This window comes from Virgisporangium aurantiacum (assembly GCF_016863635.1).
Taxonomy (GTDB): Bacteria; Actinomycetota; Actinomycetes; order Mycobacteriales; family Micromonosporaceae; genus Virgisporangium; species Virgisporangium aurantiacum.
This window is the reverse complement of the sequence record NZ_BOPG01000057.1, coordinates 37111-59604: the sequence shown is the minus strand read 5'-3', so window position 1 is coordinate 59604 and position 22494 is coordinate 37111. Positions and strand designations below refer to the sequence as shown.

The window sequence follows — 22494 nt, the reverse complement described above, 5'->3', positions numbered from 1 at the left end:
TACGATTTAGGCCGCCGAGCGGGGACCGCTCGGCGGCCTAAATCGGGACGCCGATGAGCGCGGCGCCGTTGGCCCAGCACACCGCGCGCAGCCAGTCGTCGCCCAGGTCGAGCCGCTGCAGGGCCTCGATCTGGTGCGCGTACGGGTACGGGATGTTCGGGTAGTCGCTGCCGAGCGCCACCTTGCCGGCGAGGCCGAGGTCCGCGAGGCGGGGGAGCAGGTCCGGCGGGAACGGCTGTCCCGTGTTCTCGAAGAAGTCCGTGAACGCCATCGTGGTGTCGAGGACGACGTTCTCGTACCGCTCGGCGAGGTCCACGAACTCGCGGTACTCGGGCGCGCCGAGGTGGGCGATCACGGCGCGGAGCCGCGGGTGGCGGCGGAGCACCTCCGCGAACCGCTCCGGCCCGGTGAAGGCGCCCGGCGCGGGTCCCGATCCACAGTGGACGATCGCCGGGATCCGTGCCTCCGCCAGCCGTCCCCACACCGGGTCGAGCACCGGTTCCCGCGGGTCGTAGCCACCCACCTGGATGTGCACCTTGAAGACGCGCGCACCAGCGGCCAGCGCTTTGTCCACATAGGACAGTACGGACGGTTCGGGGTAGAACGTGGCGGTGGGCACGCATCCCGGGGTCGTCGCGCCGAAGTCGAGCGTCCAGTCGTTGAGGTCGGCGGCCATGTCGGGCTTGTGCGCGTAGGCGAGGGCCGGGAACCGGCGGACGCCCATGGACTCGAGGTGCCGCACGCGGTCCTCGTCGGGCCAGCGGTAGGTGATCGGCCACGCCATCCCGGTGAGCGGGCCGACGTTGTCGAAGTAGGCCCACACCCGGCGCAGCATGCGCGGCGGCAGGAAGTGGACGTGCACGTCGATGAGACCGGAAAGCCCGAGCGCCTGCCAGAAGGCCGGCACCCGGGCGAGGTCGAGTTCGGGTGGCTCCGTGCTCACCGGCCAAGTCTCGCACCGGCGGTCGGGGTGGGCTCGCGCTGCTCGTCGCCGCGCCGATCTTGCAGTTGTGGTGCCAGGATCTGCACCGGTTCGATGTGGTTCGCCGACCACCACAACTGCAAGATCGCCGGCCTCAGTGGCCGCGGCCGCATGAGCCGGGCTGCCAGCCGGGGCCGGCCTGGGCACCGGCCTGGGCGTGCCAGCCGGAGGCGCCGTGCCAGCCGCCGCGGCCGCCGCGGTGGGCCCAGGGCGGGCCCTGGTGGCCTTGCCCCTGTGCCCAGCCGCGGTTGGCCCAGGGGCTCCAGCCGCGCTGCTGCCAGCGGTACCAGCGACGGTGCCGCATGAGCCCGATGCTCATGATCGCGATCGGGATGATCGGCCAGAAGAAGACCGGGTGCACGAGGATCGCCACGAGCAGCCAGATGCCGGTGAGCAGCGCCGCGACCGACACCACCCGCCCGGTGTGGGCGCGCAGCCGGTACTTGGCCTCGTCGACGAACTCCGGCGTGTTGAACATCGTGCTCGACGGCAGGTCGGCGATCAGCGGGCCCAGGTCGTCGCGGTAGGTGGCGGCGTAGACCCTGCCGAGGCGCTCCTCGCCCTCTTCCAGGTTCAGCCTGCCCTCGGTCATCGCCGTCCGGATGACCTTGGCGTACTCCTCCCGCTCGACGTCGGAGGCGCGGACGCGTCCGGGAGCGGGTCTGTCGGTGTTGGTGCCGGTGTCGGTCATTGCGGTGGACCCCTCGTCTCGGTTGCTTGTTCCAGATTGGGGCCAGTGGGGCGCGGTGGCGTCGGCCGTGCAGCGGCTCTTCGGGTACCCCGGATGATGACGTCCGGTCGGCGGCGTACTACCTGGGAGGTATGCCCGATGCCTCACCGGGGAGACGCGCGTAGGCGGGTGACTGGCCTACGGTCGTGGCATGAAGAACGGTCCACCCGATCCGGGGCACGGGGAGCGCGGGCACCCACCGTGGGGTGGCCGCGCGCCCTGGGGCGGGCGGTCGGAGTGGGCCGCGTGGCGGGCCGAACGTCGGGCCGAACGTCGGGCCGAGCGGATCACACAGGGGATCGAGCGCCTCGCCGCGCGACGGTCCCGGAAGCGGGGCGGCCGGGCGCCGTGGGCCCGGGAGGGCCGGTTCACGGGTCCGCTGTACGAGGCTCCCGCCACGGGAGACGACTGCGGCGTGCCGGCGCCGGTCCAACCGATGCGCGGCCGTGGGCGTGGGCGGCGGGTCAACGGCCCGTGGGCCATGCACCAGCTGGAGGAGAGCGACCGCGGTCCCGGCCCGGCGATCGTGGCCGGCGTCGCCCAGGTGGTGGGCTGCTCGTTGGCCGCCGCTCCGGTGCCGCCCGTCGGGTACGCGTTGCTGCTCCTCGGTCCGCTGGCCCTGCTGGTGGGGCGGCGGCACCAGTCGATCGTGCTGTTGCTGGCGGTGGCGTCCACCGTGGCGTACGAGGTGGCCGCGTTCCCCGGGGCGCCCACGTTCGTCGCGGCGCTGATCGCGCTGGTGCGGGCGGTGCGCGCCGGCAAGCGCTCGGAGGCGCGCAGGATCCTCATGGCGGGGTTCGTCGCGTTCGTCGCCGCCGGCTGGCTCACCGGCGAGGTCTCCTGGCGTCGCGCCGCCGTCACGGGCGCCTGGACGCTGGTCGCGTACGGGTTCGCCGAGGCGAACCGGGCCCGGGTGGCGCAGATGGTCGCGATCGCCAAGGCGCAGGCCGAGGAGGAACGGGCCGCCGCCGAGCGCGAGCGGGCCGCCGAGGAGCAGAAGCGGCGGCAGGCCGCCGACGAGCGGCTGCGCATCGCCCGCGAGCTGCACGACGTCCTCGGGCATCACCTGTCGCTCATCAACGTGCAGGCGGGCGTCGGCCTGCACCTGCTCGACGAGCATCCCGAGCAGGCCAAGACGGCGCTGGCCGCGATCAAGCAGGCGAGTTCCGAGGCGCTCGGCGAGGTGCGCGGCGTCCTCGCGGCGCTGCGTCCGGAGGGGGAGGCGGCGCCGAAGGCGCCCGCGCCGGGGCTGGCCGAGGTCGAGGAGCTCGCGGCGGCGGCCGGCCTGCCGGTGGCGTTCACGGTGGAGGGCGAGCGCGAGCCGTTGCCGCCCGAGCTCGACCGGGCCGCGTACCGCATCGTGCAGGAGGCGCTCACCAACGTGCGCCGGCACGCGGGTCCGGCGGCGAAGGCGGAGCTGACGATCGTCTACTCGTCCGAGAGGCTGCGGGTGCGGGTGGTCAACGTGGGCACGGTCGACCCGCAGGCCCGTCCCGACAAGGGCAACGGCATCGCCGGAATGCGCGAGCGGGCCACGGCGCTGGGCGGCACGTTGCGCGCGGGTCCGCGCGCGGAGGGAGGCTTCGAAGTGGTGGCCGACCTACCCGTGAGAGGGTCTTCTCCATGATCCGCGTCCTGCTGGCCGACGACCAGGCTCTTGTCCGGGCCGGGTTCCGGGCGCTCATCGACGTGCAGTCCGACCTCACGGTGGTCGGCGAGGCGTCCGACGGTGCGCACGCGGTGCGCCTCGCCACCCAGGAGCATCCCGACGTCGTCCTCATGGACATCCGCATGCCCGGCATGGACGGGCTGGAGGCGACCCGCCAGATCGTCGCCGATCCGGGCTGCGCCGAGGTGCGGATCGTCATCCTGACGACGTTCGACCTCGACGAGTACGTGTTCGAGGCGCTGCGGGCGGGCGCCAGCGGGTTCCTGGTGAAGGACACCGAGCCGGTCGACCTGCTGCGCGGGGTGCGCGCCGTCGCGGCCGGGGAGGGGCTGCTCTCGCCGAGCGTCACCCGTCGGCTCATCGAGGAGTTCGCGATGCGCAGCCGGTCACCCCGGCCGCCGGAGGCGCTCGACGGGCTCACCGAACGCGAACGCGAGGTGGTGGCGCTGGTCGGCGCCGGCCTGTCCAACGACGAGATCGCGGTGAAGCTCATGGTCAGCCCGGCCACCGCGAAGACGCACGTGAGCCGGTCGATGAGCAAGCTCGGCGCGCGCGACCGGGCCCAGCTCGTGGTGTACGCGTACGAGGCCGGGCTGGTGCGCCCGGGGTGGTTGGGATGATCGCGTCTCACATTGGGCCGCGTTCGCGCTACCGGGTTGCTGAGTAGGGTGGCCGGCCGCGATGATCGGCGGGTGCGCCGTTGGGGACTTACGATCCCGTTGACCGGGATGTCGCTGCCCGACCACGAGCGGGTGACGGCGACAGCTGTCGACGCCGGTTACACCGACCTGTGGACGTCCGAGGTGAACGGGTTCGACGCGTTCACGCCGCTGGTGCTGGCGGCGGGCTGGACGCCGTCGGCGCGGTTGGGAACCGCGATCGTGCCGGCGTTCACGCGCGGGCCGGCCCTGCTGGCGATGAGCGCGGCGGCGCTGGCCGAGGTGGCGCCCGGGCGGGCGGTGATCGGCATCGGCGCCTCCTCGCCGGCGATCGTCAACCAGTGGAACGGGCTCGACTTCACCGATCCGTTCGGCCACACCCGCGACATGCTGCGGTTCCTGCGCAAGGCGCTGGCGGGTGAACTGGTCGACGAGGAGTTCCCGTCGTTCCGCGTCCAGCGCTTCAAGCTGGAGCGGCCGCCGGAGCAACCGCCGCTGCTGCATCTCGCCGCGCTGCGGCCGGGCATGCTACGGCTCGCCGCCGCCGAGGCCGACGGGGCGATCCTCAACTGGCTGGCCGCGAGCGACGTCCCGAAGGTCACCGCCGAACTGGCCGGTGCGCCCGACGGGTTCGACGTCGCCGCGCGCATCTTCGTCTGCCCCACCACCGACGTCGCGTACGCGCGTACCGCGGGCAAGCGGATGATCACGGCGTACCTCACCGTGGGCGCGTACGCCGAGTTCCACCGCTGGCTCGGCCGCGAGGCGGAACTGGGTCCGGTGTGGGACGCCTGGGCGGCCGGCGATCGCAAGGGCGCGCTGGCGGCCGTCCCGGATGATCTTGTCGATGCCCTGGTACTGCACGGCACTCCGGCCGAGGTGCGGGCCAAGCTGACCGAGTACGTGGCCAACGGCGTGCAGACGCCGGTCATCGCACTCGTGCCGGCGCCGGGAACCGAGCCGTTGGCCGCGGTCCGCGCGCTCTCTCCGGCCGGGGGCGACTCATGGAGCTGACCGGCAGGATCGTCGTGGTCACCGGCTCGGCGCGGGGCATCGGCGCGGCGCTCGCGCGGCGGTTCGCGGCGGAGGGCGCGGCGGCTGTGGTCGTCGCCGATCTTGATCTTTCCGGTGCGGAGGCCGTCGCGGCGGAGATCGGCGCGGTGGCGACGCCGTACCGGGTCGACGTGTCGGCGGAGGCCGAGGTCGTGGCGCTGGTGGCCGACGTGCTCGACCGCTTCGGGCACATCGACCTGTTCTGCTCCAACGCCGGCATCACCACCGGCGTCGGTCTCGACGGCGACGTGGCGGTGTGGGAGCGGGCGTGGGGCATCAACGTGCTCGCGCACATCCACGCGGCGCGGGCCGTGGTGCCGGCGATGCTCGCGCGCGGGTCCGGGTACCTGTTGCAGACGTGCTCCGCGGCCGGCCTGCTCACGGCGATGAGCGACGCGCCGTACGCCGTCACCAAGCACGCGGCGGTGGCGTTCGCCGAGTGGCTGTCGATCACCTACGGCGGCCAGGGCATCGGGGTGAGCGCGCTGTGCCCGCAGGGCGTCGACACCGACATGCTGCGCGCCGGCCTCGCGGCCGGGCATCGGGGAGCCACGGTGACGGCGGCGTCCGGCCGGGTGCTGTCGGCCGAGGAGGTGGCCGACGCCGTGGTCGAAGGGCTGGCGGCGGAGCGGTTCCTCATCCTGCCGCACCCGGAGGTGGCGACGTACGAACTGCGGCGCGCGCAGGATCGCGACCGGTGGCTGGGCGCGATGCGCAAGCTGGGCGCTTCCGCGGGCGGTGCCGGTTCCGCGGACGGTGCCGGTTCCGCGGACGGTGCCGCCGGTTCCGCGGGCGGGGCCTCGGGCTCCGCGGGTGGTGCTGAGGCGAGGTGATCCGTCCGCAGGCGTTGCCATCCGCGCTCGCGGCCGTGCATACGCTGCTCGCCGACCGGCCGGGCCGGGTGATCGTCGGGTTGGCCGGCCCGCCCGCAGCCGGCAAGTCGACGCTGGCGACCGCCCTCGCGTCGGCGCTCACCGACGGAGGCGACGCCGCGGTGGCCGTCCCCATGGATGGTTTTCATCTCGCGAACGCCGAACTCGCGCGCCTGGGCCTGGCCGACCGCAAGGGCGCGCCCGAAACCTTCGACGCCACCGGCTTCATCAACCTGCTGCGGCGCCTGCGGGCCGCCGAGCCGACGCCCGTCTACGCGCCGACGTTCAGCCGCCAGATCAACGAGTCGATCGGCAGCGCCATCCCGGTCGCCCCCGAGGTGCGGGTCGTGGTGACCGAAGGCAACTACCTGCTCCTCGACACGCCACCGTGGCACGAGATCCGCCCGCTGCTCGACCTGGCGCTGTACCTGGACGCCCCGCACTCGACCAGGCATTCGGCCCTGGTGCGGCGTCAACTGTCCCGCGGCCTGACCAAAGCCGCCGCCCAGGCCTGGGCCGGCGGCAGCGACGCCGCGAACGCCAAACTGATCGAATCCACTCGCGCCAACGCCGACGAGATCCTGACCCGCACCTGACCGCGATCTTGGACTCCGTGCGGTGCTACGGCACCTCCGGGAGTCCAAGATCGCGCGGGCGCTAGGTGCCAGACGGGCGGGGCGAGGTGCTGCCGGCGCCGGGGGCGGGACGCTTGGTGCAGATGGCCGGCGACGGCCCGACGCCCGATCCCGGCTCACCCGCGATCGTGAAACAGTAATCCTGCGACGGGTCGAGCTGGCCGATCGTCACCGTGGTGGTGCCGGCACCCACCCGCTGCGTCTTGTCCGCCGGCCCGTCGGCCCGCCCGTACGACACCACGAACGACGCCTGCCCGGAACTGGGATCCGTCCACGTGAGCGCGACCGCGTTCCCCTTGTCGTCGAGCGTGAGGCTGATCGTCCCCGGCTTCGACTCGGCCGTGGTCGGCCCGTTCCCCTTGTCCGGGTCGCTGGCCAAGAAGACGGCGACAAGGGCACCGGCCCCGCCGAGCAAAATCAGGGCCAGAATGACCGACAGGACAACCAGAACCGGCCGCCGCGACCGATGCCGCGTCACCGCCGGCGGCGCCTGCCGATGCGCCGGCACCGGACGCAGCGGCGCGGCCGGTTCACTCCCCACCGGCGCCCCCGAAACGGGAGCCCCACCGACCGGCACCCCGTTGCTGGGCGGCGCCGACACGGGCGACCAGTTGACCGGCGGTGCGCTAATGGGCGGCGCCGAGATGGGTGGTGCGCTGACGGGTGGTGCCGACATGGGCGGCGCGCTAATGGGCGGGCCTGACATGGGCGGTGCGCTGACGGGTGGGCCTGACATGGGTGGCGCGCTGATGGGCGGGCCTGACGTGGGTGGTGCGCTGACTGGCGGTGCCGACACGGGTGGTGCGGACATGGGTGGTGCGCTGACAGGCGGTGCCGACATGGGCGGCGCGCTGACGGGCGGGCCCGACACCGGCGGTGCGCTGACCTGCGCGGCGTGGACCGGCCCGTGCTGCGCATCAACCACCGGCCCCGAGGTCGGCGAGTCCGAGGGCGCACCAACCGCCGCTGCCGACGCGGGCACGTAGGGCGGCACACCGGCCGGCGCCGAATGCGGAGTCTCGACAGCCCCCGCCGCCGCAGAATTGCGGGTGAACCAGGGGTCCCGGTTCCCCGATCCCGCACCCGCCGGCATGTGATCGCCCGACGAGTCCTCCACGGGTGCAACCGGTCCCGCCGGAGCCACCACCGCCGGCGCGACGGCCGACGGACCTTGCCGATCCTGGCCGATCCGCAGCGTCGACTCCGAGTCCGGATCATCGGCGCCCGGCTGCTGCTCGTCGGACCCGTCACCACGCTCATCGGCCACCGGCGGTTCCGGCGTGTCGCCCACCCGGCCCGACGGTGCCGGCGTGTCCGGCGCCCCGTTCTCCACTACCGGCGCGTCGACCGTGGGCTGCGCCCGCAGCGCCACCGTCTCCGGCTCGGCCGCTTCGAGAGGCGGTACGTCATCGGTCGGCCGAGTGGCTTCGGTCGGCAGTGCGAGCGCGGCCGGCGCTGCCGGTGGTGTGGCTTCAGCCGGTTCCGTCGGGGCGACCGGTGGTGTGGCCTCTGCCGGTTCCGTTGGGGCCTCGGCCGGCGGCAGGGCCATCGTCTCGGCGGAGGCCGGTGTGTCCGGCCCGGATGGAGCGGGAGGGGCCTCCGCAGCGACGGCTTCGGCCGGAATGTCAGATGCTTGGGCTGCCCCGGGTTCTTCGGGCCCGTCGACGGGCCGAGACACGGGCGAGGGTGTCGGTGCGTCGGTAGGTAGGAGTCCGGCGGATGGGCCGGCGTCCGGTGGCGCTTCGACCGCTTGCGGCTCGGACGGGGTGACGCCGGTGGGCTCGGGGTCGTGGACCTCTCGGCCGGTGTCCGTGGGAACCGGTTCGGTGGTGGGCTCGGCTGTTGGCGCGAGAATCGTTTCCGCTGCGGTCCGGGCCACCTGATCGGGTTGTATCGCGGGCTCGGGCTCCTGCACAGGCCCGGGCTCCTCCGCCGGCTCGGGCTCCTGCATGGCCTCGGGCTCGCTTGTGGCCCCGGGCTCGCATGTGGGCTCGGGCTCCCGTTGGAGCTCGGCCTCTTGCGCGGGCTCGTGCGTGGACACGGCCTCCTGCGCGGGCTCGGGCTCCTGCGCGGGCTCGGGCTCCTCCGCAGGCTCGGGGACTTCCGCCGGCTGGGGTTGCTCCGCCGGCTCGGGGAGTTTCGCCAGCGGGGGTTGCTCCGCCAGTTCGGGGACTTCCGCCGGCTCGGGCTCCTCGGTCGGCCCGGGCTCCTCCGCTAGCTCGGGCTCCGCCGAAGGCGGTGTGGGTCTGGGTTGCTGTGGGGGCTCAGGCTCCACAGCGGGCACGGCCGTGGGTGGGACGGTCAGGGTCAGTTCCACCTGGCGGCTCGGGGGCGTTTCGGGTTCGTCCTGGCGAAGGGCGGAGATCGGGTGTGCGGCTTCGGCCGGCGGCGGAGAAGCGGCCGGCGCTTCCCGGAGGGCGGCCGGCGGGGCGGAAGGAGGCGGGGCGGAAACCGGCGAAGCCAAAACCGGCGGCCCCGAAGCGGGCAGGCCAGCACCCGGCGGGGCAGAAACCGGCGGGGCGGAAACCGGCGGGGCGGAAACCGGCTGAACCGGGGCCAGCGGAACCGGGGCCGTCGCCCGCACGGTCGGGACCTGGGCCGTTGCGCGGACCGCTCCAGGCTTGGCCGGGACCTGCGCCCGACCCACAGGCGGCGCCGGAACCGGCCTGTCCACAGTAGACGGTGGCTGAACCAGACCCGGCTGCGCATAAGGCGCAGGAGGCTGAACCAAAGGCGCAGCAGGCTGCGCATGAGGCGCAGGAGGCTGAACATAAGGCCCAGCAGGCTGGGCCTGAGGCGCAGCAGGCTGGGCCTGAGGCGCAGCAGGCTGGGCATAACCCCCCGCCGCATATTGTGGCGGTCCGTAATACCCGGGAGCCACCTGCGGACCCTGTGGCGCCTGCGCGACCGGAGGTACCGGCGTCCCCAGATACCTGTACGCCGCCACCACATACTCGTGGTTCGGACCCAGCAGAGCCGGCCCGTACCGGCGGATTCGGTCGAAGTTTCGCCGGGCCTCGTGACGATTTTCCAGCTCGTGCGCGATCATACCCAGGTCATACGACAATCCTAGGATCTGCACGTCGTTCTCGCCGCGGGTGAACTGGCCGGCGGCCAGCGCGTTCTCCAGCAGCGATCGGGCTTCCGGCAACTCTCCCAGCCTGCGGCGCAGCAGAGCGAGGACCCGGGTGGCCTCGAGCACCGCGGGATCGTCCTTGCCCAGCTGGTAGCGCGCCTGCTCAAGGGTTTCGGCCAGGCCGGCGGCGGCCGGGCGGGGATCGGCAGCGGCGGCCGCGTGCGCGGCCGCGGCCGCGAGGCTGTCACCTAGGGGCACCTCGATATGCTCCCCGTCTATCCGCTCTGCCGCCACATCAGGGGGTGGATCGTGTCGACTCGGTAACACGACGGATCTCCCCGACAACCGTCACCGCGTCGGCGGGCACGGCCACGGGAGCGGCACCAACAGACAAAACGGCGCCACCGCCGCCGGGGCCGGGATGCGCCGACGCCACGATGTTCAACTGCTGTTCGACCGAGCGGGCCGGCAGGCCCACGGTCAGCTCCCAGCGTTCCGCCGGCGCGCACGGCACGGCCACCAGGTCGGCGCCGAGCCGGGAACAGATCCCGAACACCTCGGGGTACAGCGCGTCGTCGCCCACCACGATCACCAGCCGGCCCCACGGCAGGTCGAACGGCGTCAGCCGGTCGCCGAAGGCGGCCTGCCAGCTCACGTGCCGCCCGCACGGGTGCATCTGCACCTGCCTGCCCAGTACGCCGGACGCCCCGATGAGCACGCCCACATGGGCAGCGTCGTCGGGCAGGCTGGTCACGACGTGACACGACGACGAGTCAAGGGCCTGGGACACCACGTCGACCGCGATGCCGTCGAGGAACGAGCCGTCGGCCCGGCCGTCGGCGTAGTGGAACAGCTCGGGCAGCACCACCAGGTCGACGCCGTCGGCAGCGGCCGCGCGCACCAGGCGTCCCGCGTCCTCGATCGCGGACATCCCGTGTCCGCGCGGCCGGACCACCGCCACGCGGGTGTTCGCGGCCGCCGTCGGCCGCGACCGCGGCGGACGCCCGGCGCCGTACAGGCGGGGCCGCCGCGCGAGAAAGAGATCACCACCGTCGGGCCTGGTCTTGTCGTCGGCCCAGCGGGGCTCGATCCGCGCCACCGCAATGCCCTCACCGGCCCGCGGCGCGGTCGTCACGGCGGCGCCATCGGGGCCGTACAGGCCGCTTTCCCCGGAAAAAGCATTTATTACGCCATGGGCGTCCCCGACAACGTTCGCTGCAAGAACCCAAACCTTGCTCTCGGCGGCGCGGACCGGAACGTGCAGGCGCGCGTCGTCGGGGTCGGTCGAGTGCAGCGACGCGAGTAGCACCTGTGCCCCGCCGAGCGCGAGGGCACGGGGGATGTCGGCCTGGCGGCCGTCGGCGCCGCCGTACATGCCGTAGCGGCCGAGCGGCGTGTCGACCACCCGCGAGGGGACGACCACGGAGTCGAGCCAGCGGACCACGGTGCGGTCGTCGGCCCGCCCGACCGGATCGCCCATCGGGTCGATCAGGAAGTTGCTGGCCGTGAGCCGGCCGTCCTCCTCGAGCGTCACGTGCAGTTTCACGTAGATGCCGGCGGCGGCCGCCGACGCGGCGACCGTGGTGAGGAACTCGCCGCCGATGCGACAGGCGACCCGTTCGGCGTGGGCCCGGTCGTCGTACCCGGCGGGGTGATTGCCGTAGCCGGGCAGCACCACGAGCTGGGCGTCCTCGGCGGCGGCCGACTCGACCGCGTGCACGCAGGAGGCCAGATTCTCGGCCACCGATGAACCGACGGCGAACTGCGCCACCGCGACCCGAACGCCGTCCAACGCGCCCCTTCCAAACGCCGGCCGCAGGTTCGCCGCCGCCTATAGATCACCAGGCCCCGACGATGGTCGTAGATGCGGCGGTGATTGGTGATCGGTAATCTACAAGGCCGCGGCGACCCCGTGGGCGCACCCCGGGTGTGATTACAGCCAGCCCGAACGTCGGAACAGCCGGTAGATGACGAAGATCGACAGGGCCATCACGACGAGCACCCCGAAGTATCCGTAGCGCCACTGCAGCTCGGGCATGTGAACGAAGTTCATCCCGTAGATGCCGGCGATCGCCGTCTGCGCGGCGGCCATGGCGGCGTAGGCCGCGATCTTCCGCATGTCGTTGTTCTGGTCGACGCTGAGCTGCGCCAACCGGGCCTGCAGCACGGTGTTGAGCAGTTCGTCGTAGGAGTTGATCTGTTCCACCACCCGGTTCAGGTGGTCGGACACCGACTTGAAGTACCGCCGCAGCCCGGCCGGCAGTTCGGCGCGGTCCTCCAGCAGGCGCTGCATCGGCCGCTGCAGCGGCACCACCGCCCGGCGGAACTCCACGATCTCCCGCTTGAGCTGGTAGATGTGCGCGATGTGCTCGGACCGCTGCCGGGCGAACACCGCCTCCTCCAGCTTGTTCACGTCGTCGTCGACCGCGTCGGCGACGTCCATGTACGTGTCGACCAGCCGGTCCATGATCGCGTGGGCCACCGACCACGGGCCCAGCGCCAGGAACGCCCGCCGCCGCTCCAGGTCGGCGCGCACCTCGGCCAGCGCGCCGGGTGCGCCGTGCCGCACGGTCACCACGAACCGGGCACCGAGGAACACGAGGATGTGGCCGGTCTCGACGACCTCCGACCACTCGTTCAACTCGGCGTGCTCCACGTACCGGGCCGTGCGCACCACGATCCGGGTGTGGTCGCCGTACCGGTCCATCTTGGGCCGGTTCACCCGCGCCGTTGCGTCCTCGACCGCGAGTTCGTGCAGCCCGAACACCTCGGCCACCCACCCGAACTCCTCCGGCGTCGGCTCGTGCAGGCCCAGCCACACGAACGCCCGCGGGTTCCGGGCCGCCATGGCGTACGCCTCCGGGAACGGCAGGCCGCTCCGGTCGCGCACCCCGTCGACGTACAGCGCGCAGTCGACCACGGAACTGTTGAGCATCGGGTGCGGCGGCGCGACCTTCGGGGCGGGTGCCTTCCGGGGCGGGTTGAGCATCCGGGCGAACCGGTCGGACACGCGGTTCATGAGTCCTGGCCGCCGATGCTCATCCGTCATGCGTCAGGAGGTTACTGTGCCCGGACACGCGAACGGGCGGCCCCACGGGCCGCCCGTTCGAATGGGGGGTACTACCAGTCGCTCATGAACGGGAACTGGGCGTCGAGCCAGTCGCGCAGCCGCGACACCTGGTCGACGTCGGAGTCGAGCCACGTCACCGTTCCGGTCATCGCGAGCACGCCGAGCACCGCGCCACCGACGCTGAGCAGCAGCGCGAACACCGACAGGCCGCCACCGGCGACCCGCGGCCGGCCACTCGCCGACAGCCCGGCGAACGACAGCAGCAACCCGAGCACACCCAGCGCCACCGCGACCGGCGCCAGCCGGCCGGAGAGCGCCGCGTACACCGAGGTCAGGCCGACGATCAGGGCGAGCGTGGCGAAGAGGCTCGCCCGGGCCCGGATCTTCGGCTGGGGCGCCGGCGTGGGCCGGGTCTGCACCCGGTCGTCGACGCCGTCGCGGTCCCGGTCGGCGACCGCCGGACGGTCGATGACCGCCGTGGTGCTCGCCAGATTTTCGGCCGGCTCAGAGCGATCGGCCTTCTCCGCGGCGAGCCGTTCCCGGTTCGCGAGCCGGGCCTCCGTGCGTTCGTGCGCCGCGCGGGCCTCGTCGGGCGTGACGATGCCGTCCCCGTTGGTGTCCCGCTGGTCCACCCTTTCCGCCCGGTCGTCCACGCCGTCATGATCGCGGTCGACCATCACGGTCCGGTCGGTCGAGGTGCTGCCGACCCCGGTGGGTCGGTCCTGCTCCTCGGTATGCCGGTTGAACAATCCGATCCTTGCCACGGATGTCACCTCCTGCGTCTCTGGCCGGAATACCCATCGGCGCGGATTGCCACACCGGTTTGTGCCGGGCTGGGCCGGGTACGTCCCGCTTCATGGAACGCGGAAGCAACGAGGACCTGCCCGAGGTCGGTGTCCCCGGTGTCGCGGGCGGCGCGCCACCCGGGATGACCTACGAAGAGGTCGAGCAGCGCAGCCGGCTCGGCCGGTACGTCCCGCGCAGCAGCCTTCCCGGCGATCGGGAGGCCCTGGTGCTGGGCGCCAAGACGCTGGAAGCGCCCGACGACGTCATCGACCAGCTGGCGAGCCTGCCCGCGGAGGAGCGGTTCCAGACGGTCAACGAGATCTGGGCCGCGCTCGGCCACCACAACGAGGCACGGCGTACCTAGAGCGCGCGCAGCGCCGGGAGGAACTCCGACTCGGCCCACCGCAGGAAGTCGCCCTGGCGTTCGGCGCCGACCTGCACGACCGCCACGTGGGTGAAACCGGCGTCCAGGAACCGGCGCACGGCGGCCACGTGGCGGTCGAGGTCGGGGCCGCACGTCACCCTCTCCGCGACGTCCTCTTCCCGGACGTACTGGCTGGCCGCCTCGAACGCCGACGGCCCCGGCAACTCGGCCATCACCGGCCATCCGAGGCCGCTCCAGCGCCACTGCTCCAGGGCCGTCTTGCGGCACTCCTGCTCGTCGGGGCCGTAGCAGATCACCACCTGCCCGTACCGCGGTTTGCCCTTCGACCGGCCGGCCACGAACCGCCCGATCAGGTCGGCGTCCGGTTCGACGGCGACGATCGCGTCGCCGAACTCGGCCGCCAGATCGGCGGACGCCGCGCCCGACGCGGCCACCGCGACCGGTACCCCCTCGGGCGGACGGTCGTACAACCGCGCCTCGGGCACGTCGAAGTACGACCCGTTGAAGCTCACCGTGGCACCGCTGAGCAGCGGCCGGATGATCTCCAGCGCCTCGCACAGCATGTCGTGCCGGACGTTCACGTGCGGCCACGCGCCGACGACGTGCTCGTTGAGGTTCTCGCCGGCGCCGACGCCGAGCGTGAACCGCCCCTGCGAGATGACGCCCACCGTCGCGGCCATCTGCGCCACGACCGCCGGGTGGTAGCGCCGCACCGGACAGGTGACGAACGACATCAGCCCCATCCGCTCGGTCACGTGCGCCACCGCGCCCAGCACCGACCACGCGAACGGCGCGTGTCCCTGCGCCTCCAGCCACGGGTTGAAGTGGTCGGAGATGACCGCGAAGTCGAATCCTGCCCGCTCGGCCTGGACCGCGTCCGCGATCAACTGCCGTGGCCCGGCCTGCTCGCAGAGGAGCGTGTACCCGAAGTCCGCCACCGGTGCCTCCCTAAGCCCGTCACACGCGCAGAAGGGACGTATCCGGCTGGCGACTTTTCAAACATCACCGTACGTAGGCGAGAAGTTGCTGCTCAACCACCACGGGCACGGAAAGGGTCTTGTAACCCACGTCGTCGAACAGCACGGTCATCCGGTCGCCCTCGTACCGCAGCACCATTCCGGACCCCCACTCCCCGTGCCGGACGGTCGCGTGCACCGGGTACGGCTCGGCCGACGTGGGTGCCACCGTCTCCACCGAGCCGTCGGCGCAGTTGTCACAGTGGCCGCACCGCTCCTCCAGGTGCTCACCGAAGTACGACAGCAGGGCCTGGCCGCGGCAGTTCGTGGTCTCGGCGAGGTAGCGCATCATGTCGATGCGGGACCGCTGCACGGTCTGGAACCGCTCCATGTGCGCCACCGCGAGCGCGGCCGCGTCCGACGGCGTCGGCGCGTAGCGGGCGAGCGTGAAGCCGTCCCGGTGCGCCACGACCGCACCGATCTGTTCGAGCACCGACAGCAGCTGGCTGATCTTGCGCGGGCCGATGCCGGTGGTCTCCCGCAGTTCGTCCCGGGAGATCGGGCGCGGAGCCGTCTCGAGCAGGGTCACCAACCGGGAGACCTCGGCCGGGTCGACGGTGCTGGTGGAGAAGAACTTCCGCAGCCCGGTGTCCTCGGTGCGGAACAGCAGCAATGCCTGCGCCGGTTCCCCGTCGCGCCCGGCCCGGCCCACCTCCTGCAGGTAGGCGTCGGGGGAGTCGGGCAGCGTGACGTGGTTGACCCAGCGGATGTTCGGCTTGTCGATGCCCATCCCGAACGCGGTGGTCGCGACCATCACCGGCACCTCGTCGGCGAGGAACGCCTCGTGCCGCCGTTCCCGCTCGGTCGACGACAGGCCGGCGTGGTAGGCCACCGCGTCGAAGCCCTTCTTCGTCAGCCCCGCGGCGAGGTCCTCGGTCGCCTTGCGGGTGGCCGCGTACACGATTCCGGGCGGCCGACTGTCCGCCAGCCGCTGCACCAGCCGGCTCCAGCGCTGGTCCTCGTCGACGCAGTGGGCCGCCTCCAGGAACAGGTTCGGCCGGTCCAGGCCGGCGACGATCACGTACGGGTCCGTCAGGCCGAGCCGGGCGGCGATGTCCTCCCGCACCGGCTGCGACGCGGTGGCCGTCAGGGCCACCACCGGCGGCCGGTTCAGCGCCCTGATCACCCGGCCCAGCTGGAGGTAGTCGGGCCGGAAGTCGTGGCCCCACGACGAGATGCAGTGCGCCTCGTCGACGGCCACCAGGCACGGATTCAGCGCCGCGATCTCCGTCAGGCGGTCCGGATCGGCGAGCTGCTCCGGCGTCACGAACAGGAAGCGCGCCGAACCGTCCCGGATCGCGGCGACGGCGTCGCGCCGCTCGGCCGCCGACTCCGCGGAGCTGAGCCGCACCGCACCGACCCCGCGGTCGGTCAGCGACGCCATCTGGTCCTGCTGCAGTGCCAGTAGCGGCGAGACCACCAGCGTCGGCCCCGGGAACAGCACGCCCGGAACCTGGTACAGGGCGGACTTGCCGGCACCCGTCGGCAGCACCACGAGCGCGTCGCGCCCGGCGAGCACCGCGCGCATCGCGTCGAGCTGGTTCGGCCGCAGCGAGGTGTAACCGAATTGGTCGCGCGCCACCTTGCGGAGCTGGCGGGGCGCCATCAGGCCGCGGGCGGCCCGGCGGAGAGTATCGGCGACGGTCATCGCCGCGCGGGATACCCCGGCACCCGGAACCTCAACCGTTCCGGCGGTGTCTACTCGGTGGTGATGGAGGACGAAGCCACGGCGCTCGCGCGGGCGCGCCGGGGCGACCTGGACGCGTACGAGTTCCTGGTCGCCCGCCACACCGTGTCCGCACATCGCACCGCCGTGCTGCTCGGTGCCGGCGACGACGCCGACGACGTGGTTCAGGAGTCCTTCGTGAAGGCGTTCAACCGGTTGGGTAGGTTCCGCGGCGACGCGGGCTTCCGCACCTGGTTGCTCGCCATCGTCGGCAACGAGACCCGCAACCTGCACCGGTCCCGCAAACGCCGCGACGGCCTGGCCCTGCGCGCGGCGGCCCGCGACGCGCGCGGCCCGGAACCGGCCGATCCGGTGGAGGAGGCGGTCGCGGCCGACCGGCGGCAGCGGCTGGTCGACACGATCGAGACGCTCGACGTCCGCGACCGCGACGTCGTGGTCTGCCGCTACCTCCTCGACCTCAGCGAGGCGGAGACCGCCGCCGCGCTCGACCTGCCGAAGGGAACGGTCAAGTCCCGTACCGCCCGCGCGCTGGTGAAACTGCGGGCACTGATGGAGGGGGAGGTGCGCGGTGCAGGATCCCCTGGCTGAGGAGCTTCGCGAACTGGCGCGCTTCCTCGACGTCCCCGAGGCTCTTGATCAGCGCGCGGCCGTCCGCACGCGCCTCGAAGCCGCACCACCGCGGCGGCCGCGGTTCTTCCTCTCCCGGCGCTGGCTCGCGGCCGTGGCGGCCGCGGTGGCGGCCGCCGTCGTGGTCGGTGTGGTTCCGCCGGCCCGGGCCGCGGTCACCGATGCGGTGGGACGCGTGCTGCGCTTCGCCGGCGTCGAGATCCGTGAGGGTGACGCGGGGACCCTGCCGGTGCCGCTCCCGTCGTCACCCAGCCCGCTGCCGCGGGTGCGTTCGGTGGCGCTGGACGAGGCGCGCCGGCTGGCGAAGTTCCCGGTGCTGGCGCCGACCGCGCTGGGCGTCCCGGAGGACGTTCAACTCGCCGACCCGGCGCCCGACGGCGCGCCACGCGTGGTGACCCTGCTCTACAGGGGCGGCACCGTGCGGATCGACCAGTTCGACGGCCGGATCGACGGAACGTTCATGAAGAAGGCGGCGGCCGAGTTCGTGCAGGTACAGGGCGACTTCGCGGTCTGGGTGGCCCAGCCGCACCCGGTGGTCTACATCGACCGGTACGGGGTGGAGCGGACCGAGGCCGCCCGGCTCGCCGGACCGACCCTGATCTGGGCCTCCGACACGGCTACCTACCGGCTGGAGGGGCTGGCCGACCTCGCCTCGGCGCTCGCCGTCGCGGACTCCATGACCTGAGGCGTGTCTTGCGGTTGGATGGTCTACAGCCGCTCATCTCAGGAGGAACCCATGTCGCACCGGGTCCGCGCTGTCGTCGCCCGCGCGAAGGACGCACCCGTCACCGTCGAGGAGATCGTCGTTCCCGATCCCGGGCCGGGTGAGGCGCTGGTGCGCGTCCAGGCCTGCGGGGTGTGCCATACCGACCTGCACTACCGCGAGGGCGGCATCGGCGACGAGTACCCCTACCTGCTCGGTCACGAGGCGGCCGGCGTGGTCGAGGCGGTCGGCGAGGGCGTGCTCGGCGTCGCGCCGGGCGACTTCGTGATCCTGAACTGGCGCGCCGTCTGCGGCGACTGCCGGGCCTGTCGGCGCGGCCGCCCGTGGTACTGCTTCGCCACCTTCAACGCCAGCCAGAAGATGACGCTCGCCGACGGCACGCCGCTGTCACCGGCCCTCGGTATCGGCGCGTTCGCGGAGCTGACCCTGGTGGCCGCCGGCCAGTGCACCCCGGTCGACGCGGAGGCGCCCGCCACCGTTGCCGGCCTGCTCGGCTGCGGGGTGATGGCCGGCGTCGGCGCCGCGATCAACACCGGCGGGGTCACCCGCGGCGACTCGGTGGCGGTCTTCGGCTGCGGCGGCGTCGGTGACGCGGCGATCGCGGGCGCGGCGCTTGCCGGCGCCACCACGATCATCGGCGTCGACATCGACGACCGGAAGCTGGAGTGGGCCAAGGACTTCGGCGCCACCCACGTCATCAACGGGTCGTCGGGCGACGTGGTCGAGAAGATCCGCGAGCTCACCGGGGGCTTCGGCGTCGACGTGGCGATCGAGGCGATCGGCCTGCCGCAGGTCTACGAGCAGGCCTTCTACGCCCGTGACCTGGCCGGCACCGTGGTGCTGGTCGGCGTGCCCCGCCCCGACATGGAACTGACGCTGCCGTTCCTGGAGGTGTTCGGCCGCGGCGGAGCGCTGAAGTCGTCGTGGTACGGCGACTGCCTGCCCACCCGCGACTTCCCGACGCTGATCGCGCTGTACCGGCAGGGCCGGTTCCCGTTGGACAAGTTCGTCACCGAGGAGATCGGCATCGACGACGTGGAGGCGGCGTTCGAGAAGATGCACCGCGGCGAGGTGCTGCGCTCGGTCGTGGTCCTCTAGCGTTCTCTGACCTCGTGGATGGCGGCCTCCTCCGCGGTGGGGCCGCCGCCCGCCGCGCCGGCGTCGAACGCGGCCAGGTCGTCGCCGTTCTCCATCAGGCGGCCCACGGGCGCGCCGCGGTCGGCGTCCAGCTCGCCGGGGACGTCGTACATGCTCACCGGCGAGTCCGGGTTGGGCTGGATCGGGGCGATCGACGCGTCCCGGAGGTTGTCGACGTCGTCGGTGAGCGCGTCGCCCTCGTCGGTGTTCGGCCCGGTCCGGTGGTGCTCGGGCTGCTCCTGGGCGAGCTTGTAGTCCAACGGCTCGCCCAGCCGCGCCTCCTCGGCCGTCGTGCCGTAGCGGTCGACGGCCAGCGGCGTGTCGGACGGCAGCGCGGCCGGGTCGGGACCGTCGGCGATCCGGCCCGACTCGCGTCGCTCGTCGGCGACGGAGTCGTCGTCGGCGTAGCCGGGCAGGCCCTCCGCCTCGGGGTCCGAAACGGCGTGGGGGTAGTTGTCTCCTCGTTGAACTGAGCGCATAACGGGCGGATTACCCATCCTGCGCCGGTATAACCGGGAGATGAAGATTGCGCTGCTGGGTCCCATCGCCTGGCGCACCCCGCCGCGCGCCTACGGGCCGTGGGAACAGGTCGTGTCGTTGCTGGCGGAGGGCCTCGTTGCCCGGGGGATCGACGTGACGCTGTTCGCGACGCTCGACTCCCTGACCAAGGCGTCGCTGGACGGGGTGTGCCCGGAGCCGTACAACGAGCGCGACGACCTCGACGGCCGGGTGTGGGAGGCCCTGCACGTCGCCCACTGCCTGTCGCGGAGCGGTGAGTTCGACCTCGTCCACAACCACCTCGACTGGCTGCCGCTGGCGATGAGTCCGCTGTGCGCCGCTCCCATGATCACGACGGTGCACGGCTTCAGCGGGCCGAACATCCTGCCCGCGTACCGGCGGTCGAGGTCGCACTTCGTCTCCATCTCCGACGCCGACCGCGCTCCCGGGCTTCCGTACCTGGCCACCGTGCACCACGGCCTGGACCTGAGCCAGTTCCCGCTCGGCGACGGGTCCGCGGGCACGCTGGTGGCGTTCGGGCGCATCCACCCCGACAAGGCCACCGCCGACGCGATCGAGATCGCCCACCGGGCGGGTCGTCCGCTGGTGATCTGCGGGCCGGTCCACGACGTCTCGTACTTCGAGGAGTGCGTGGCGCCCTTCGTGGATGGGGTTTCTGTCCGTTATCTCGGGAATGTCGGGCCAGCCGAACGGGCCGACATTCTTGGCGGTGCGGTGGCGCTGCTGCACCCGCTCGGGTTCGACGAGCCGTTCGGGCTGTCGGTGGTGGAGGCGATGGCGTGCGGCACGCCCGTCATCGCCTATCCTCGTGGCGCATTGCCGGAGACGGTGTCACACGGAGTAACCGGGTTCCTGGTCGACGGGGTCGGCGAGGCGGCCGAGGCGGTCGTCGCGGCGGCTAGGCTGGACCGGAATGAGGTTTTTGCGAGCGCCCGGCGGAAATTTTCTGCGGACCGGATGGTGGACAACTACCTGCGTATTTACACGGACGTCACAGAAGGTCGCACAACGGCGCTTGGCGAGTTCACGAGTGGGCCTTACTCTCAATCGCTGGGGGTGGATGGGAGCGAAAGGCATCGTGAACACTCGCATTGCCGAGACCCGGGTCGGGGGGCGTAGCCGCTATCCCGGGCGGGTCGCACTCAGTCCGGCGGTCGACATCGGTGGCAGCATCGCCGAAGCCGAGCGGCTCCGGCGCGATGGCGCATTGCCGCAGGCCCGGCAGGTTCTCGGGCAGGCGGTCGAGCTCGCACTGGCGGCGCCCGGCGTCGACCAACTGGAGCTCTGCGCGGCGCGCCGCATGCTCGCCGAGATCATGTGCGAGATGGGCGACCCCCAAGCGGCGTACCACGTGCTCACCACGCTGGTCCCGGTCGCCACACAGACGTTCGGTCCGCGCCACCCGGCGAGCGTGCGGTCACTGGCCGTGCTCGCCGCCGTCGTCCACGAACTCGGCGACTTCGACGAGGCCGAGCGCCTCTACCACGACGTCGGCGAACGCATCGGCGACCGCGAGAGCCGCGCCGGTTCCCTGGTACGGGTCCGGTTGGCCCTGGTCCAGCGCGACCGCGGCAACCTGGCCGCCGCCCGCGAGCAGCTCGGCGAGGCCTACCAGAAGCACCGGGACGCGTTCGGCACCGAAGACCCCGACACCGTCCACATCGCCGCCCAGTTGGCCGAACTCCACCGCGACGCTGGCGACAGTGCCACCGCCCGCCGGGTCCTCACGGTCGCGTACGTGGCGTCGTGCTCGTCCCTGGGCGAGGGGCACGAACTGACCCGGCGCCTGGAGACCGACCTGGAGGCGCTGGAGGCCCCGATGCCGTCGGCACCGGTCGACCTCCCCGAAGACACCCAGTCGACCCGCGGCATCAAGCGCCGCCACTCGAAGAAGGGCGCGGGCCGCGCGACCACCACCGGCCCGATCCCGACGTCCGGCCACACCACCGGCCCGCTCCCCACGCCGCCGGGATACACGACCGGCCCGCTCCCGACGGTGCCGGGGTACACGACCGGCCCGATCCCGACGCCCGGCCACACCACGGGTCCGATCCCGACCGGCCCGCTTCCCGCGCCGCCGGGACACGTGACCGGTCCGATTCCGGCCGCTCCCGATCGCGGATTCGCCGCGCCGATGGGCGGCCGCGGGCCCGCAGCGCCGATCTCCGGCGCGCCCGGCCACGTGACCGGTCCGATCCCCGCCCCGCCCGGTCGCGGACCCGCCGCGCCGATGGGCGGCCGCGGGCCCGCAGCGCCGATCTCCGGCGCGCCCGGCCACGTGACCGGTCCGATCCCCGGCTCTCCTGGTCGCGGACCCGCCGCGCCGATCTCCGGCCCGCCGTCCGGCCGCGCCGGCGCCGTGCCGCCCATGTCGAACGAGCGGGCCGCACAGGGGCAACCGCAGCGCGGACCGTTCACCGCGTCACCGCGTGCGTCGGTGGCCGCCCCACCCCGCGGACGCGAAACCTATGCCGCGGCTCCGCCACCGGCCGGGCCCGCCGCCGCACCGGCAGCGCCGCCCGGCACGTACGGCGCACGCGCGGTTCCGGCGCAGCGCCGCCGCGTCGTCGAGACCGACCAGGGCTACGGGGGACGCCGCACGTCGCGGCCGAACTCCCCGCACAGCGCGCCACCCGGTCACAGCACGTACGGCGAGCCGCTGTCCTCGGCCCGGCTGGCCGCGCTGGCCGCCCAGGAGACCGTGGTCCAGCACGTGGTCGTCGACCCGGTCGCCACGCCGGCGCAGCGGCCCGAGCCACGCCGCAAGAGCGGCAACGGCGTGCGCATCGCCGCGGTGATCCTGATGGTGCTGGCCGTTCTGGCCGGGATCGCCCTGGCCGCCATCGGCGTCATGGTCGCCGGCTAGA

At 72.8% G+C, this 22494-nt stretch carries 22 protein-coding genes; 13 read left to right on the top strand and 9 right to left on the bottom strand.

The genetic code is table 11. From position 1 onward, the window contains the following. Positions 1-37: 37 nt before the first annotated feature. Both Vau01_RS40645 and Vau01_RS40640 read right to left on the bottom strand, forming a co-directional pair. Entirely contained in the window at positions 38-943 is a 906-nt protein-coding gene (locus Vau01_RS40645) for an amidohydrolase family protein (protein WP_204005130.1), read from the bottom strand. A 133-nt stretch (positions 944-1076) separates the two neighbouring features. Further along, positions 1077-1673: a DUF1707 SHOCT-like domain-containing protein gene (locus tag Vau01_RS40640; protein WP_204005128.1), complete on the bottom strand. Its 597-nt coding sequence runs from the start codon at positions 1671-1673 to the stop codon at positions 1077-1079. 190 nt (positions 1674-1863) lie between these two features. On the opposite strand from Vau01_RS40640, the gene Vau01_RS40635 reads away from it, so the two are divergent. The 5 genes from Vau01_RS40635 (at position 1864) to Vau01_RS40615 (ending at position 6561) form a co-directional block, all read left to right on the top strand. Continuing rightward, the gene (locus Vau01_RS40635) at positions 1864-3339 is read left to right on the top strand and encodes a sensor histidine kinase (protein WP_239152250.1); all 1476 of its coding nucleotides are present in this window, start codon (positions 1864-1866) and stop codon (positions 3337-3339) included. Then, entirely contained in the window at positions 3336-4001 is a 666-nt protein-coding gene (locus tag Vau01_RS40630) for a response regulator (RefSeq protein ID WP_204005126.1), read from the top strand. The genes Vau01_RS40635 and Vau01_RS40630 overlap by 4 nt, the downstream gene beginning before the upstream one ends. 108 nt (positions 4002-4109) lie before the next feature. Next, positions 4110-5054: an LLM class F420-dependent oxidoreductase gene (locus tag Vau01_RS40625; protein WP_204005157.1), complete on the top strand. Its 945-nt coding sequence runs from the start codon at positions 4110-4112 to the stop codon at positions 5052-5054. After that, positions 5045-5926: an SDR family oxidoreductase gene (locus tag Vau01_RS40620; protein WP_204005124.1), complete on the top strand. Its 882-nt coding sequence runs from the start codon at positions 5045-5047 to the stop codon at positions 5924-5926. Before Vau01_RS40625 ends, Vau01_RS40620 begins: the two co-directional genes overlap by 10 nt. Further along, positions 5923-6561: a nucleoside/nucleotide kinase family protein gene (locus tag Vau01_RS40615; RefSeq protein ID WP_373320374.1), complete on the top strand. Its 639-nt coding sequence runs from the start codon at positions 5923-5925 to the stop codon at positions 6559-6561. Before Vau01_RS40620 ends, Vau01_RS40615 begins: the two co-directional genes overlap by 4 nt. Before the next feature lie 61 nt (positions 6562-6622). On the opposite strand, the gene Vau01_RS40610 is transcribed toward Vau01_RS40615, so the two are convergent. Further along, positions 6623-6979: a fibronectin type III domain-containing protein gene (locus Vau01_RS40610; RefSeq protein ID WP_204005122.1), complete on the bottom strand. Its 357-nt coding sequence runs from the start codon at positions 6977-6979 to the stop codon at positions 6623-6625. A gap of 49 nt (positions 6980-7028) precedes the next feature. On the opposite strand from Vau01_RS40610, the gene Vau01_RS40605 reads away from it, so the two are divergent. Both Vau01_RS40605 and Vau01_RS40600 read left to right on the top strand, forming a co-directional pair. After that, positions 7029-7586 (top strand): pentapeptide repeat-containing protein, encoded by a 558-nt coding sequence (locus Vau01_RS40605; RefSeq protein WP_204005121.1) that lies wholly within the window; start codon positions 7029-7031, stop codon positions 7584-7586. Positions 7587-8617: 1031 nt separating this feature from the next. Beyond that, entirely contained in the window at positions 8618-8818 is a 201-nt protein-coding gene (locus Vau01_RS40600) for a hypothetical protein (RefSeq protein WP_204005120.1), read from the top strand. Positions 8819-9971: 1153 nt separating this feature from the next. On the opposite strand, the gene Vau01_RS40595 is transcribed toward Vau01_RS40600, so the two are convergent. The 3 genes from Vau01_RS40595 to Vau01_RS40585 form a co-directional block, all read right to left on the bottom strand. Further along, a complete protein-coding gene (locus Vau01_RS40595; RefSeq protein WP_204005119.1) occupies positions 9972-11468 on the bottom strand; it encodes a carbon-nitrogen hydrolase family protein in 1497 nt (498 codons plus the stop codon). A gap of 141 nt (positions 11469-11609) precedes the next feature. After that, complete coding sequence (gene corA, locus Vau01_RS40590) at positions 11610-12725, bottom strand: magnesium/cobalt transporter CorA (RefSeq protein ID WP_204005118.1); 1116 nt, start codon at positions 12723-12725, stop codon at positions 11610-11612. Between the two features lie 71 nt (positions 12726-12796). Continuing rightward, positions 12797-13510, bottom strand: coding sequence for a hypothetical protein (locus tag Vau01_RS40585; RefSeq protein ID WP_204005117.1), 714 nt, complete (start codon positions 13508-13510; stop codon positions 12797-12799). A 92-nt stretch (positions 13511-13602) separates the two neighbouring features. Here Vau01_RS40585 and Vau01_RS40580 point away from each other — a divergent pair, with 92 nt between their 5' ends. After that, a complete protein-coding gene (locus Vau01_RS40580; protein ID WP_239152249.1) occupies positions 13603-13896 on the top strand; it encodes a DUF2795 domain-containing protein in 294 nt (97 codons plus the stop codon). On the opposite strand, the gene Vau01_RS40575 is transcribed toward Vau01_RS40580, so the two are convergent. Further along, on the bottom strand, positions 13893-14855 hold the full coding sequence (locus tag Vau01_RS40575; RefSeq protein ID WP_204005115.1) for a TIGR03557 family F420-dependent LLM class oxidoreductase: 963 nt from the start codon (positions 14853-14855) through the stop codon (positions 13893-13895). The genes Vau01_RS40580 and Vau01_RS40575 overlap by 4 nt on opposite strands. Before the next feature lie 64 nt (positions 14856-14919). Next, positions 14920-16581 carry a RecQ family ATP-dependent DNA helicase gene (locus tag Vau01_RS40570; RefSeq protein ID WP_239152248.1) on the bottom strand — a complete coding sequence of 554 codons (1662 nt, stop codon included), beginning with the start codon at positions 16579-16581 and terminating at the stop codon, positions 14920-14922. A gap of 63 nt (positions 16582-16644) precedes the next feature. Here Vau01_RS40570 and Vau01_RS40565 point away from each other — a divergent pair, with 63 nt between their 5' ends. Genes Vau01_RS40565 through Vau01_RS40555 form a run of 3 tightly spaced genes read left to right on the top strand, consistent with a single transcriptional unit; the run spans position 16645 to position 19069 of the window. Continuing rightward, positions 16645-17208, top strand: a complete 564-nt coding sequence (locus Vau01_RS40565; protein ID WP_204005113.1) for an RNA polymerase sigma factor — start codon at positions 16645-16647, stop codon at positions 17206-17208. Further along, positions 17189-17932 carry a hypothetical protein gene (locus Vau01_RS40560; protein WP_204005112.1) on the top strand — a complete coding sequence of 248 codons (744 nt, stop codon included), beginning with the start codon at positions 17189-17191 and terminating at the stop codon, positions 17930-17932. The genes Vau01_RS40565 and Vau01_RS40560 overlap by 20 nt, the downstream gene beginning before the upstream one ends. A 51-nt stretch (positions 17933-17983) precedes the next feature. After that, a complete protein-coding gene (locus Vau01_RS40555) occupies positions 17984-19069 on the top strand; it encodes an S-(hydroxymethyl)mycothiol dehydrogenase (RefSeq protein ID WP_204005111.1) in 1086 nt (361 codons plus the stop codon). Here the strand turns inward: Vau01_RS40555 and Vau01_RS40550 are convergent. Continuing rightward, positions 19066-19587 carry a hypothetical protein gene (locus tag Vau01_RS40550; RefSeq protein WP_204005110.1) on the bottom strand — a complete coding sequence of 174 codons (522 nt, stop codon included), beginning with the start codon at positions 19585-19587 and terminating at the stop codon, positions 19066-19068. The genes Vau01_RS40555 and Vau01_RS40550 overlap by 4 nt on opposite strands. Positions 19588-19627: 40 nt before the next feature. Here Vau01_RS40550 and Vau01_RS40545 point away from each other — a divergent pair, with 40 nt between their 5' ends. Both Vau01_RS40545 and Vau01_RS40540 read left to right on the top strand, forming a co-directional pair. Beyond that, positions 19628-20746, top strand: coding sequence for a glycosyltransferase family 4 protein (locus Vau01_RS40545; protein ID WP_204005109.1), 1119 nt, complete (start codon positions 19628-19630; stop codon positions 20744-20746). Further along, positions 20706-22493: a tetratricopeptide repeat protein gene (locus Vau01_RS40540; RefSeq protein ID WP_204005108.1), complete on the top strand. Its 1788-nt coding sequence runs from the start codon at positions 20706-20708 to the stop codon at positions 22491-22493. The genes Vau01_RS40545 and Vau01_RS40540 overlap by 41 nt, the downstream gene beginning before the upstream one ends. Position 22494: the final 1 nt, after the last annotated feature.